The sequence below is a fragment of the Acinetobacter sp. USHLN143 genome, from assembly GCF_037145695.1.
Lineage (GTDB): Bacteria > Pseudomonadota > Gammaproteobacteria > Pseudomonadales > Moraxellaceae > Acinetobacter > Acinetobacter fasciculus.
In genome coordinates this window covers 86,306-98,600 of the sequence record NZ_JBBCWZ010000002.1, presented here as the reverse complement: position 1 = coordinate 98,600, position 12,295 = coordinate 86,306, and the positions used below count along the sequence as shown (strand labels likewise).

Here is a 12,295-nt window from a genome sequence, read left to right as displayed (position 1 = left end):
CACAGGTGGATTTGTGAGCCTCTTACAAAATATCGTGATTATCTTAATACTCATCACGGGGGCCGGTTTTTTATCTTTAACTGAAATCGCCCTCGCTGGTGCCCGTAAAGTCAAACTCAAAATTCTGGCTGAGTCGGGTGATCATCGCGCTCAAAAAGTTTTAGATCTACAAGAAAATTCTGCAGACTTCTTTGCAGCCTCCCAAATTGGTTTAAATGCAGTTGCCATTCTTGGTGGTATTTTAGGTGAAGGTGCCTTCCGTCCTTATATTTATAATTTTGTTTCCCGCTTTTACCAAGGACCTTGGGCTGACAATATCAGCTTTGCGCTTTCCTTTACGGTCGTCACTTCATTATTTATTTTATTTGCAGACCTGATGCCGAAACGTCTGGCCATGATTGCGCCAGAAAAGATCGCAGTCTCAGTCATCGAGCCAATTCAGATTTTCATTAAAGTCTGCAAACCTTTGGCTTGGTTTATCAATGCGATTGCCAACATGCTGTTCCGTCTGTTTAAAGTAAATACTATTCGTGATGACAATATTACTTTTGATGATATTTCTGCAGTGATGGATGCCGGTGCACAGGCAGGCGTGCTCCAGAAACAGGAACACCATTTCATTGAAAACGTATTCGAGCTGGAAGAACGTAACGTGCCTTCGAGTATGACCACACGTGAAAATGTGGTGTTCTTCACCTTGAATGAACCGGAAGAAAGTATTCGGCAAAAGCTGGCAGAATATCCCTACTCCAAGTTTCTGGTATGTAGCAATGACATTGACAGTGTGATTGGCTATGTCGATGCCAAAGACATTCTGGTGCGTATTCTGAACAACCAGTCGCTGCTGCAGCTCAATGAAAATACCATCCGTAATGTGTTGACCATTCCTGACACTTTGACCTTATCGGAAGTTCTGGACCGTTTCCGCTCTACCAAGGAAAAGTTTGCCGTCGTCATTAATGAATATGCGCTGGTAGTCGGAGTGATTACCCTATCCGATATTATGATTACCGTGATGGGTGACTGGGTGACGCCTATTGAAGCCGATCAGCAAATTATTAAACGTGACAATAATTCCTGGTTGATTGAAGGCAGTACACCGATTGAAGATATTAAGCATGCGCTTGAAATTGATGAAATGCCTGATGATGAAAATTATGAAACCATCGCTGGCTTCATGATGTATAAATTACGCAAGATTCCACGTCCTGCAGATGCAGTGATATTTGGTGCTTATAAGTTTGAAGTGGTTGACGTCGATCATTTTAAAATTGACCAGTTACTGGTGACCCGCTTGATCGAAACCAATTCAGTTATTCAAGAAGAATCAGATTAGTCTGGTTCTTCCTTCTAAGAAATAGTAAAAATTATTCTAATAAAAAAATCATAAGGTGAGTGATGAATATTTCTGCATTATTGGCATGTCTGTTTTTTTATTCAGCCTTGTATTTGTTTTACTTCTTCTTTGCCAAACAACAGAATCCCCTGCTTTTACTCGCAGCCATCATTCTGATGGCTTTAACTGTTTTCATTATTCCCTACCCACATGAACGTCGCCGTCAAGGATTCGACTCCACCTTGAGATTTGGAGAGTATTTTTATTGGCCCTTGATTACCTGGTGGCGTTTATTTATTTTGCCCATCAGTTGGCTGATTGCACTGATGTATCGTGATTAAAAAAGCACCCGAAGATGCTTTTGTTTATATCTAGTTACAGCTTAGATTTTTGATAATAAAGCCTCAAGAACGGCTTGATAGTGAATCTGGATATCATCTTCTAAAATTTTGTAGGCATTATCGAATTGCACCATAGGCCAGCCTTCTTTCCAGAATGGGAAAATATTATGCAGGTCATGGGTGACAATTGCATCTTCACGCACAATTGCTTGGGCAATTTGTGACAGTACCTGTGCAGTTTCAGCACCATCAATTGCCATATAATCAATACCGCGCGCTTTTAAAATACGGATTCGGTCTTTTTTATAACGGATTTTTTTGATTTGTGCTGCATTCAGACCCAAAGCCAAAGATACGGCTTCGACAAACTTGTCTTCAAATGACTGATTCAATGCTACTAAGGCTGCTTTATGCGCTTCCTGACGACCAGCTTTACCACCCTGACGAATTGCTGCTTGCGCCTCAGTATTTAGCTCATCCTTTTTCATACTTTGCAGGATGTCTAAAATTTCGATGTCGCTTAACGCCTGAGGAGATTGATCAGTCATAAACTGTCCTTAAAAAAATAAATCTTGAATCGGCTATTTTCGCATAATTCGTCGCTAAAAAACTAAAATCTTCATGATTAAAACAGTGCTACGTTCTGAAACTGCATTTCTTCTGCGATTTTGCGCAAAATCGACTATAGTGCTTCATCTATATATTAAATTAATCTCTGGATGATGCCCACTACGCAAGTGACTTTGTTGCTACAGCAACTTAAGCGCCAATATCCGACTGCATTTAAAGGAAATTACCTGTTTTACAGTCAGATTAAAATCCGTGGAATCTGGGGTAAAGCCAAGCTTTTAATTCCTTGGGCCTTGGCCGCCATGATTTTTGTTCCCATCAGTTTGATGTTAGGAGATTTCGTACAGCAATCTTTTGTGCAAATCAGCGAATTTCAGGCGCAGAGTTATGCCATGTTGGCCATTCTACTGTTCCTGATGTTGAGTCTCACCTTGATTCTGTACCAGATTCAGCATTCTTCTTATTCGCTGTATCAATTATTACGGCATACCCCGATCAAGATGGCTATTGTGATTCTGATGCAAGCCTTAAATCTGGTCTTTATACAAAGCAGTTTGCTGATGTGGAGCTTATTCTTCTTTGGCGTGAGCTTTGGTTTTGTGCGCTTTTATCGAGAAAATTTATTCAAGGAAAATAGTAAAAATACTGAGCACTATCAGCTACAACAATTACGTAAAATCTGTTTTTGGGCTTATAAACAAACCTGCCTGATCCGACTAAAATTACGTTTTTATTCAAGCCATGATCCTCGGTATGCCGAACTAAAACAGCAATTAAATCACTATGCCGGGTTATATACGCGGCTGCTGAAATATGAGCATCAATATTGTAAAACGATCAAGCATCTAGATGTCGACAGCTATCTGGATGAAAATTCATAGTTCTCTCTATCCTTTTTCATTGGCCATCTTAAAGATCTGCAAATATTGAATTTTAAAAAACGTTGATTTGCTGATTTTTAGAATAGAAGCCACGGAATTGCTTGAAAAGAAAGCAATCATTTCGGAATTTGCTTGCCAAGCTTTATTTCGTCCTCTATTATTGCGCACATGCCCGAGTGGTGAAATCGGTAGACACAGGGGATTTAAAATCCCCCGCCCACAAAGCGTGCCAGTTCGAGTCTGGCCTCGGGCACCATTTTAATATTTATTAAAATGGTGCAATAAAAAATCCAGCATTAGGCTGGTTTTTTTGTGCCTGAATTTTATTCTTTTAGCGCGAAATCCCCATGTCAGAATTAAAACACTTTGATCTCGCTACATTACAATTACGTCATCCAGACGCTTTTTTCCTTAAGCTGCGTTATAGCCGCTTTAAATTTAATGCCTTGCAAAATATCCAGTTTGTTATCGCGATTAATTTACTGTCCCTTCTGGTCTGTGTAGCCTGTAGTCTCAGCTCCGTATTTCTGGAATATTATTTTTTCAAGAATGCCACGATTGCCTTTAATGTCACCTTAATTGTGCTGATGGCACTGCTTTATCCTTATATCTGGCATGCACAATATCAGGCGCAATTTAGTTCCAAAGCCTATAGTCAGCGTTTGCAAAACTGTCTCTATCTGCAAATTCCAATTTTTCTGAGCTTATTGCTCAACCTTTATCTGATTCATTCGGATGTACTGGTCATCATTAGTATGATCATTTTAGCGATTTCTTCCTTTGGGGTGGTCATCCTGGAACCTTTATTTAAAAGTTCCTGTAGTGCGATTGACCAGATCAGGTTGCAGAAACTCCGACAACTGGCTTTTTGGGCTTATCAACAATCCAAATCAAAAACACCACAACAGATTCAAGGTCAATCGAATCTGCAGGCTTATTACCAAAACCTTTATCAGCAATGCATGAATGAAGAGCAACAATTACTCGGCTCAATTCGCTTTAATAGCTTTAAAGATTATTTGAACAGACAATAAAAAACCCTGCATCTGCAGGGTTTTCTTAAATCACCATTCACGATTGGTAATCAGTTCTTCCATTTCAATCTCGAACAGGCCGTGCTCTTGCACCACCATCATCATGGCTTCGGCAATATAATCCGCGGCAGTATCATCCAGAGACGAATCCAGATCTTCGAACTGAGGTTTCATGATATTGATATCAGCCACAGTCAGATTGGCAAGCTGGTAAATTTCTTGATCTGACAAACCTGATTTAGCGACTTTTTGGGCAAAACGTTCGATGTGCTGCTTGATTTCAGCAACCAGAATATCGGGATAATACTCATCATCGAACATGGGGAGAAGTAAATCTGCAAACATTACAGGCACTCTAAAGGATGACTATCTAATCTAAGCGTGCCTATATAGCATATTGTTGCTTAAAAGCCAAACAACATTGCCAATGTAGGGATTTCCCAGCCTCGCTTTCTAAGCCATTTGCATGGCTTGCCAGACTTTAATCGCATCGGCTGTAGCCTTAACATCATGTGCCCGTACCATACATGCACCCTGCTGAATACTCAACAAATGCGCTGTTGCTGAACCCACTGCACGCTCTTGTGGTTCTGCCCCATCCAAAACTGCTCCGATAAAGCGTTTACGTGATAAAGCAGACAAAATCGGATAGCCCATTTCTGTCAATTTATAAAACTCTTGCAACAGCTTTAAATTTTGCTGGGCATTTTTAGCGAAACCAAAACCTGGATCAATCATGATATTTTCCGCTTTTACTCCAACATCTAAAGCATCCTGAACACGTTGGGATAACTCGCGTATCACATCTTTAGTGACATCCTCATATTGATCCAGATTGTTCATGGTGGTCGGCTCACCGCGCATATGCATGATGATCACTGGAATATTGAGTTCTGCTGCGGTCTGCAATGCATTCGGCCGAGTCAAAGCACGGACATCATTCCAGATATGTGCTCCGGCCCGAACCGCTGCGCGTATGACTTCAGGTTGCGACGTATCAATCGAGAGAATGACCTTATGTTTAGCCAGTTCTTCCACCACAGGCACTACGCGGCGAATTTCTTCTTCCACTTCTACCACTGCGGCACCTGGACGGGTCGATTCACCGCCAATATCAATCACGGTCGCGCCTTCAGCGATCATTTCAAGCGCACGTGCGACTGCATCTTCTTTGTGATTATGCCGACCACCATCACTAAAAGAGTCTGGGGTGACATTGAGAATCCCCATCACATGCGGCTGGGATAAGTCCAATTTTAAATCACCAAATGTCCATACATGTGGTAACAAAGGCATCAGCTGCATGATTCAATACTCACTCAAAATAACCCCAATATTGTCTTATGGATAATTAAATAAAGCAAAGCTGAATAAGAATAATCGCTAGATTTCGAAGTAATTGTTTCGGGAATATTGCATCAGTTTAGATTGTAATAATGCTTTCACATCTACCCATTCACTTTCTAAAATACTATAGATGTAGCTATCTCGAATAGTCTGTCCATCTTTACGTAGCATATGACACCTGATAATGCCATCTCGTTTGGCACCTATTGCTTCAATCGCTTTTTGGCTGGGAAGATTCAAGTGATCAGTCCGAAAGCCGACCACCTGAGCATTTAAATTTTCAAAAGCATGTCTTAACAAAAGATATTTACAGACGCGATTTACATAGGTTCTGTGATAGCGCTTGGCATACCAGGTATAACCAATTTCAAAACTTGGAATTTCCGCCTTAATATCATGATAACTGGTGGTTCCAATTGCTTGGCCGGAGTTTAAATCGATTACAGCAAAAGCCATCCTTTCACCTTGAGCTTGCTGTTCAAAGGTCTGCGAAAAATATTTTTTTAAGTTATGCAGATAAGGCACTGAGTTATATAAAATCTCGCCTAAATTTTCTTCAGCGCATGCGATGGCTAAATCAGAAAAATGTTCCCAGCTCAACGGTTCAAGACGAAGCTGGTAAACACTGGATTCCAGAACAGGCATATTCATTTTGGTTTTTCTTATTCATTTTTAATCGCTCAATATAACACTCAAAAAGATATGACAAAAATGACAAGCATAAAAAAACCACCCGAAGGTGGTTTTTTTATTGAGCTTAGTTCGCTGGCAATGGCGGAGGAGTCAACGGACCATCATCTGGCGTTACATCAATCACAGGATTATCTGCAACATAGACCTTTGGTGGCTGAGGCTCACGACCTTCCATGATGTCACGGATTTGATCACGATCAATGGTTTCCCATTCCATCAAGGCTTTCACCATCGCATGGGCAATATCTTTTTTGCTTTCCAGGATATCGCGTGCGATTTTATATTGCTCATCCAGAATTCGACGAATTTCACGATCGACTTCTAGTTGTGTAGTTTCCGAAATACTGCGGCTACCAATACTGCCCATGAAAGATTGCTGTGCATCTTCTTCATAGACCATGACACCGAGTTTGTCAGACATACCATATTTGGTCACCATCGCACGTGCCATTTTAGTTGCACGCTCAAAGTCATTTGAAGCGCCAGTCGACATCTGGTTAATGAAGACTTCTTCAGCAATACGGCCACCAAACAAAATCGAAAGTTCATTCAACATTTTGTCTTTATAATGGCTAGTCTGGTCAAATTCAGGCAGCTGCCAGGTGACACCTAAAGCCCAGCCACGCGGCATGATCGTCACTTTATGCACAGGATCTGTACCTGGCAAGCTTTCAGCAACAATTGCATGACCTGCTTCATGATAAGCTGTCGCGCGACGCTCTTCATCACGAAGTACCATCGATTTACGCTCAGGACCCATATACAGCTTGTCTTTTGCATCTTCGAAGTCATGCATATCGACGGTGTTCTTGTTACGGCGTGCAGCAAACAGAGCAGCTTCATTCACTAGGTTTGCCAATTGCGCACCCGAGAAGCCAGGTGTACCACGTGCAAGAACCTTAACATCCACACCTGTCACTGAAGGTAATTTTTTCAAATGTACATTCAGGATTTGTTCACGACCTTTGATGTCTGGCAAACCAACTACAACTTGACGGTCAAAACGGCCTGGACGAAGAAGTGCTTTATCCAGTACATCTGCACGGTTGGTTGCAGCAATCACGATAATGCCTTCATTACCTTCAAAGCCGTCCATTTCAACTAGCATCTGGTTCAGTGTCTGTTCACGTTCATCGTGACCACCACCGGTACCTGAACCACGGTGACGACCGACTGCATCAATCTCATCAATAAAGATGATACATGGTGCATGACGTTTCGCCTGTTCGAACATGTCACGAACACGGGATGCACCAACACCGACAAACATCTCAACGAAGTCAGAACCTGAAATACTAAAGAATGGAACTTTCGCTTCACCGGCAATGGCTTTGGCAAGTAAGGTTTTACCCGTACCTGGAGGACCGACCATTAACACACCGCGTGGAATACTCGCACCCAGACGTTTAAATTTGGTTGGATCTTTCAGGAAATCTACGATTTCAACGACTTCTTGCTTGGCTTCGTCACAACCAGCAACATCAGTGAAAGTGACTTTAATCTGGTCTTCAGACAGCATTTTGGCTTTAGATTTACCAAAACTCATTGGGCCGTTTTTACCACCTGCACCGCCACCCATGTTGCGCATAAAGAACATGAATAACAAAATGATTAAAAGTACAGGGAAACTTGCAATAAGCAACTGCATGAGCAAGCCTTGACGTTGTGGTGCTTCACCTTCAACCACAACATTATTTTTAATCAGGCTTGGCATCAGTTCAGGATCCTGAACTGCCGGACGGATACTTTCAAACTCTGAACCGTTCGATTTTTCGCCACGGATTCTTTCGCCGTCAATCACAACTTGTTTAATTTGGCCAGCATTGACCGCGGCAACAAACTCTGAGTAGTTCATTGTAGTCGGTTGATTGCGGTCACTGACGTTGCTGAAGATTAACACCAGCACACCCAGTATCACGAGCCACAATACGGCATTCTTAAAAAGATCGCTCAAAGCTTTATTCCCATTCCAATCTAATTTGATCATGCCCTGTTCAGGGTGACCTTAATACTTAAGCTGTAAATCAACTTACAATTATCTAAAAACGTACAAAATGCACAATTTTTAACGACTTGGCAAGTAGACTTATTTTAAAGCCTTCTTACGTCCCTGCCCGATCAGGAAAACCTCCTTGGAGCGAGCACGTGATGCCAAAGGTTTAGATGTTTTCAGAACATCAAAACTATCAACCACTTGCTTACGGAATTCGTCAAAACCTGAACCTTGGAAAACTTTTACCACAAATTGACCTTTAGGGCCTAGCACCTTGTTGGCAAAATCCAGTGCAAGTTCACACAAGTAAATCTGACGCGGTTGATCTACAGCCTTATTACCTGATGTATTGGGGGCCATATCTGAAATTACAACGTCTACAGTACGACCATCTAAAATTTCTAACAATTGCTGGAAGACTTCTTCTTCGCGAAAGTCACCTTGCAAGAAAGTCACATCAGGTAATGCATCCATTGGTAAAATGTCAGATGCAATCAATAAACCTTTGTCGCCGACCAACTTACCGGCGATTTGTGACCAACTCCCGGGAGCTGCACCCAAGTCGACCACGGTCATGCCGGGTTTGATGATCTTGTACTTTTCTTGCATTTCTAAGAGCTTATATGCTGCACGCGCACGATAGCCGTCCTTTTGTGCCTTTTTCACATAAGGATCGTCTAAATGCTCTCTCATCCAATCACGACTACTTTTAGATAACTTTTGGTTGGTAATGCGTGTAGCCATAACTCTCTAAATAAAAAAACGTCTAATTATTAATTGTACGTGAAAAAGACATATTTTGCAGTATACATGTGTATCTAAATCGAGGAGTTTTGCTCGTTATGAAGAGATATTGGAAATGATTATTTCCTGAGAATTTAAAGCGTTTGTTTTTTGCTTTTGCTATACTAAGCCGTTTTAAAATTCAGGTTATCTCTCATGGCGTCTTTATCTATTCAGGAACGTAAGCGTTTACGTCAAATCGGACATGCTTTAAACCCGGTCGTTATGCTGGGTGACAAAGGCCTGACTGAAAATGTCATCGAAGAATTGGCGCGTGCTTTAAATGATCACGAACTGATTAAAGTAAAAATCGTAGCTGAAGATCGTGAAGCGCGTGCAGCATTGATTGCTGAAATTTCAGAAGCGACTGGTGCCGAAGTAGTTCAAACTATTGGTAAAATTGCGCTGCTTTACAAGAAAGCTGCGAAACAAAACCAAAAATTGTCTAACCTTGTCCGTTTCGCTCATCTGTCTAACTAAGTACAGGACTTATGGCAAGTTACGAACTTAGCGCATTTGATCGCCGTTTTCAGGCCATCTCTCTGGTTGCCGCCATTGAACAGCAAGGCCCATGCAATTTAAATGTGGGCTTCTGGATCCGTGATCCCAATCAGTACATCTTGTGGCCCGACATGGTGACGGCACATCCCCGTCAGGATTTCCTGTGGGAACAGACCTGCTTTGAAATTTTTATTGGGGTTCAGGGCGAAGATTTTTATCGTGAGATTAATCTTTCCCCTTCTCAGGCCTGGCAGGCTTATCAATTCGAAGAATACCGTTATCCTGAAGATATGCCACCGCAAGCTGCGGATGATATTGAGTTGAATCAGCTCAAACGCACGCATTATGGTCTTAATGTCAGTGTGGATCTGACTGATTTTATGGCAACACATAAACTGAAATGGGAAAACTTGTTCCTGGGTTTATCTGCTGTTTTAAAAACCTCGCAAGGTGATCAATACTATGCCATGCAGCATAGTAGTCCTCAGGCAGATTTTCATAATAAACGTGACTGGTTGCATGTGTTTTAAATAGATTGACGCTGTGCATCAGCTATTTAAAGTGTAACAGGCGAATAAAACGTGAGACTTAAAGTCTCACGTTTTTGTTTATCGCTTAACAATGATTGATCCTCTATGTAATTATTTTAGATTTTTTATTGTTTTCAACGTTCATATTTTAGTGATGCAGATGATGCTGCTCCTGAATAGATTTCACAGCAGCATAAAGAATAAAAGCAAAAGTAATGATCATCAAAAGAATGGTCCCAAACACCAGTCCCAGTACTCCCAGACATAATACGATTACACCCAGATAAAGTATGCGCCCCAATCCGCTTTCCAGATTCAGTAGCATGATCAATATCAGTAAAATAAGTACACCTACAAAATGCTGTTGCATCGTGACCCCCTTTAATTGTTATTGTGAGTCCGTTTTGCTGCATAAAGACAAAGGAGAACATTGATTGTTCTCCTTTTTAAATAGCGGCCTTTCAGCGCAGCCTAACTTTTCAGCTCAGGACTTTTGTCTGAGCTCTCTGTTTTCACCACGGGTTTGACTTTTTTCAGTACTTCAATGGTACTGTCCTTAGAACGTTTAAAAGTATCGGTCAGATGTTCCTTATGCTTGGTCGAAATCTGACTGACATCTTCTTTCAGTTCTTTACCCAGATTAGATAAGTCTTCGATGACCGCGTTGAATTCTGTCTTGATAAAGCTTTTCAATTCGGTTAATTCTTTCTGCGAACCGAAAATCTGCTCCTTCAAAGTATCAATACGCTGTAACACCTCCTGCTTAAATTGACGCAATTGTTCCTGCACAGTATCGTTTAACTGTTTGGCTTCAACTTCAAGCTTTTCCTTACTTTCCTCGATGGTTTCAATTGCCTGATCTTTAGCCTCGACTGCTACTTTTTCAAGCTTCTCGGCAGTTTCAGTGACCACGCTCGGAGTGATTTTTTTAGATGTAGTAGATTTAGGTGCTGTAGCCATTTGTCTTGTTCCTATTGTTATATCGACTAAGCTATATTATAGGACTTACGCATTGACGGATTTAAAAAAGTCTCAAACTACTTTATAACGTATCTGTGATCAGACGAACTAAACATGCTTCTACAGCAACTTGTACATTACCCATTTATATGGGCTTTCTCATGACAGAACCAAACTCTATTAGCTGCACACAACTTGCCGAGACTTATAATATCTCGCATGACAGTGTAAATCGCTTTTTGGAGCGTGAAGACTACACAGCTCACGATCTATATCAAGAAGCAATTCAACACATTGATAATAATAAACTTATAGTCAGTATTGATGATACTGTTTTAGATAAGCCATATAGTCAACATATGGACTTAGTTAGCTATTTTTGGTCAGGTAAACACCACCGATCCGTCAAGGGTATTAATCTCATTACCTTGTATGCGACAGATCAACATGGCAAAAATATTCCAATTAATTTTCGAATTTATGATAAGTCAGAAAGTAAAACCAAGAATGATTACTTTATGGAGATGTTAAGTGAAGTACTCGATTGGGGTGCAAAGATTCAATTCATTACAGGTGATAGTTGGTATTCATCGACTGAAAATCTAAAAACCATAAGAAAACATGGTATTCGATTTATGTTTGGTGTCGACAGTAACCGTAAGGTTTCCCCTGAAAAAGGACAATGGTTTCAACTCCGTTTATTGCCGAATTTTCATCAGGGTCAAGTGGTCTGGCTCAAAGATGTTGGCTTTGTACAATTATTTAAGACTCAGTTAAAAGAACAGCAGAGATTTTATATTGTGCATCAAGATGAAGATGATTTATTGTCCTTTGATGGTTTTTATGAATTACATTCAAGTCATTGGAAAATAGAACAATATCATCGAGTAATTAAACAGGTTTGTCATATTGAAAAGTTTCAAGTAAGACGATCTAAGCTGATTTTGAATCATATTTTCTCAGCCTTGATGGCCTATGTTGAGATACAAAAGAACCAGTTTGAGCGGATCTTTGAAAATGTATATCGTTGGCAGAAGAAATTATTTAGACCAATTATCAAGAACTTTATTGATGAATTTATTCTCGATAAGAATCATCTGCTGCCACAGAAAATCTATAAATAATAGTGCGTAAGTCCTATATTAGTAGATTTGATAAAAATTAAGATTTGATTTGTCTGACAATTATTAATTGCTTACATTTTTTCACATTGCTTACAAAACAGACTTCCATGCAAAAAGCAAGCCATTTATCTCATACTTTCGCTGCAAAGCCGTTGGACTTTAGGGGTCATTCTGCGTATAATGCCGTGTTAAGTTCAAGCGA

Annotated in this window: 15 protein-coding genes and 1 tRNA gene; 8 read left to right on the top strand and 8 right to left on the bottom strand. The window is 40.6% G+C overall.

Annotated features, from left to right (window positions below; genetic code table 11):
* The first annotated feature begins 13 nt into the window (after positions 1 to 13).
* Positions 14 to 1,336: a hemolysin family protein gene (locus WFH18_RS01495; RefSeq protein WP_004280552.1), complete on the top strand. Its 1,323-nt coding sequence runs from the start codon at positions 14 to 16 to the stop codon at positions 1,334 to 1,336.
* 62 nt (positions 1,337 to 1,398) lie between these two features.
* Positions 1,399 to 1,677: a hypothetical protein gene (locus WFH18_RS01490; RefSeq protein ID WP_004731860.1), complete on the top strand. Its 279-nt coding sequence runs from the start codon at positions 1,399 to 1,401 to the stop codon at positions 1,675 to 1,677.
* Between the two features lie 41 nt (positions 1,678 to 1,718).
* On the opposite strand, the gene WFH18_RS01485 is transcribed toward WFH18_RS01490, so the two are convergent.
* Entirely contained in the window at positions 1,719 to 2,225 is a 507-nt protein-coding gene (locus tag WFH18_RS01485) for a hypothetical protein (protein ID WP_164542752.1), read from the bottom strand.
* 174 nt (positions 2,226 to 2,399) lie between these two features.
* On the opposite strand from WFH18_RS01485, the gene WFH18_RS01480 reads away from it, so the two are divergent.
* From WFH18_RS01480 to WFH18_RS01470, 3 genes are all read left to right on the top strand, one after another.
* On the top strand, positions 2,400 to 3,128 hold the full coding sequence (locus WFH18_RS01480; protein WP_004645749.1) for a hypothetical protein: 729 nt from the start codon (positions 2,400 to 2,402) through the stop codon (positions 3,126 to 3,128).
* A gap of 170 nt (positions 3,129 to 3,298) precedes the next feature.
* A tRNA-Leu gene (locus WFH18_RS01475) sits at positions 3,299 to 3,384 on the top strand.
* 91 nt (positions 3,385 to 3,475) lie between these two features.
* Positions 3,476 to 4,162, top strand: a complete 687-nt coding sequence (locus WFH18_RS01470; protein WP_004280558.1) for a hypothetical protein — start codon at positions 3,476 to 3,478, stop codon at positions 4,160 to 4,162.
* Between the two features lie 30 nt (positions 4,163 to 4,192).
* Here WFH18_RS01470 and WFH18_RS01465 read toward each other — a convergent pair whose 3' ends face one another.
* The 5 genes from WFH18_RS01465 to rlmE all read right to left on the bottom strand — a co-directional run bounded on the left by WFH18_RS01465 (position 4,193) and on the right by rlmE (position 8,939).
* On the bottom strand, positions 4,193 to 4,507 hold the full coding sequence (locus WFH18_RS01465; RefSeq protein WP_004280560.1) for a DUF5713 family protein: 315 nt from the start codon (positions 4,505 to 4,507) through the stop codon (positions 4,193 to 4,195).
* Between the two features lie 108 nt (positions 4,508 to 4,615).
* Positions 4,616 to 5,467: a dihydropteroate synthase gene (folP, locus tag WFH18_RS01460; RefSeq protein WP_004280562.1), complete on the bottom strand. Its 852-nt coding sequence runs from the start codon at positions 5,465 to 5,467 to the stop codon at positions 4,616 to 4,618.
* Positions 5,468 to 5,545: 78 nt separating this feature from the next.
* Positions 5,546 to 6,160 carry a GNAT family N-acetyltransferase gene (locus WFH18_RS01455; RefSeq protein ID WP_004280563.1) on the bottom strand — a complete coding sequence of 205 codons (615 nt, stop codon included), beginning with the start codon at positions 6,158 to 6,160 and terminating at the stop codon, positions 5,546 to 5,548.
* 106 nt (positions 6,161 to 6,266) lie between these two features.
* Positions 6,267 to 8,156: an ATP-dependent zinc metalloprotease FtsH gene (gene ftsH, locus WFH18_RS01450; RefSeq protein ID WP_004280565.1), complete on the bottom strand. Its 1,890-nt coding sequence runs from the start codon at positions 8,154 to 8,156 to the stop codon at positions 6,267 to 6,269.
* A 132-nt stretch (positions 8,157 to 8,288) separates the two neighbouring features.
* On the bottom strand, positions 8,289 to 8,939 hold the full coding sequence (gene rlmE, locus WFH18_RS01445; RefSeq protein ID WP_004645756.1) for a 23S rRNA (uridine(2552)-2'-O)-methyltransferase RlmE: 651 nt from the start codon (positions 8,937 to 8,939) through the stop codon (positions 8,289 to 8,291).
* A 195-nt stretch (positions 8,940 to 9,134) separates the two neighbouring features.
* On the opposite strand from rlmE, the gene yhbY reads away from it, so the two are divergent.
* Both yhbY and WFH18_RS01435 read left to right on the top strand, forming a co-directional pair.
* Positions 9,135 to 9,458, top strand: a complete 324-nt coding sequence (gene yhbY / locus WFH18_RS01440) for a ribosome assembly RNA-binding protein YhbY (protein WP_004280569.1) — start codon at positions 9,135 to 9,137, stop codon at positions 9,456 to 9,458.
* An 11-nt stretch (positions 9,459 to 9,469) separates the two neighbouring features.
* Positions 9,470 to 10,009: a DOMON-like domain-containing protein gene (locus tag WFH18_RS01435; RefSeq protein ID WP_004280571.1), complete on the top strand. Its 540-nt coding sequence runs from the start codon at positions 9,470 to 9,472 to the stop codon at positions 10,007 to 10,009.
* Positions 10,010 to 10,157: 148 nt separating this feature from the next.
* Here the strand turns inward: WFH18_RS01435 and WFH18_RS01430 are convergent, their stop codons facing one another.
* Both WFH18_RS01430 and WFH18_RS01425 read right to left on the bottom strand, forming a co-directional pair.
* Positions 10,158 to 10,379: a hypothetical protein gene (locus tag WFH18_RS01430; protein ID WP_004280572.1), complete on the bottom strand. Its 222-nt coding sequence runs from the start codon at positions 10,377 to 10,379 to the stop codon at positions 10,158 to 10,160.
* A 101-nt stretch (positions 10,380 to 10,480) separates the two neighbouring features.
* The gene (locus tag WFH18_RS01425) at positions 10,481 to 10,969 is read right to left on the bottom strand and encodes a hypothetical protein (RefSeq protein WP_004280573.1); all 489 of its coding nucleotides are present in this window, start codon (positions 10,967 to 10,969) and stop codon (positions 10,481 to 10,483) included.
* Between the two features lie 95 nt (positions 10,970 to 11,064).
* Here WFH18_RS01425 and WFH18_RS01420 point away from each other — a divergent pair, with 95 nt between their 5' ends.
* Positions 11,065 to 12,093, top strand: coding sequence for an IS701 family transposase (locus tag WFH18_RS01420; protein ID WP_080591875.1), 1,029 nt, complete (start codon positions 11,065 to 11,067; stop codon positions 12,091 to 12,093).
* The last annotated feature ends 202 nt before the right edge of the window (positions 12,094 to 12,295 follow it).

Excerpts from the sequence above, each read along its gene's own strand:
- WFH18_RS01490 (WP_004731860.1), top strand. The coding sequence starts at position 1,399 with ATGAATATTTCTGCATTATTGGCATGTCTGTTTTTTTATTCAGCCTTG.
- WFH18_RS01485 (WP_164542752.1), bottom strand. The coding sequence starts at position 2,225 with ATGACTGATCAATCTCCTCAGGCGTTAAGCGACATCGAAATTTTAGAC.
- WFH18_RS01480 (WP_004645749.1), top strand. The coding sequence starts at position 2,400 with ATGCCCACTACGCAAGTGACTTTGTTGCTACAGCAACTTAAGCGCCAA.
- WFH18_RS01470 (WP_004280558.1), top strand. The coding sequence starts at position 3,476 with ATGTCAGAATTAAAACACTTTGATCTCGCTACATTACAATTACGTCAT.
- WFH18_RS01465 (WP_004280560.1), bottom strand. The coding sequence starts at position 4,507 with ATGTTTGCAGATTTACTTCTCCCCATGTTCGATGATGAGTATTATCCC.
- folP (WP_004280562.1), bottom strand. The coding sequence starts at position 5,467 with ATGCAGCTGATGCCTTTGTTACCACATGTATGGACATTTGGTGATTTA.
- WFH18_RS01455 (WP_004280563.1), bottom strand. The coding sequence starts at position 6,160 with ATGAATATGCCTGTTCTGGAATCCAGTGTTTACCAGCTTCGTCTTGAA.
- rlmE (WP_004645756.1), bottom strand. The coding sequence starts at position 8,939 with ATGGCTACACGCATTACCAACCAAAAGTTATCTAAAAGTAGTCGTGAT.
- yhbY (WP_004280569.1), top strand. The coding sequence starts at position 9,135 with ATGGCGTCTTTATCTATTCAGGAACGTAAGCGTTTACGTCAAATCGGA.
- WFH18_RS01435 (WP_004280571.1), top strand. The coding sequence starts at position 9,470 with ATGGCAAGTTACGAACTTAGCGCATTTGATCGCCGTTTTCAGGCCATC.
- WFH18_RS01430 (WP_004280572.1), bottom strand. The coding sequence starts at position 10,379 with ATGCAACAGCATTTTGTAGGTGTACTTATTTTACTGATATTGATCATG.
- WFH18_RS01425 (WP_004280573.1), bottom strand. The coding sequence starts at position 10,969 with ATGGCTACAGCACCTAAATCTACTACATCTAAAAAAATCACTCCGAGC.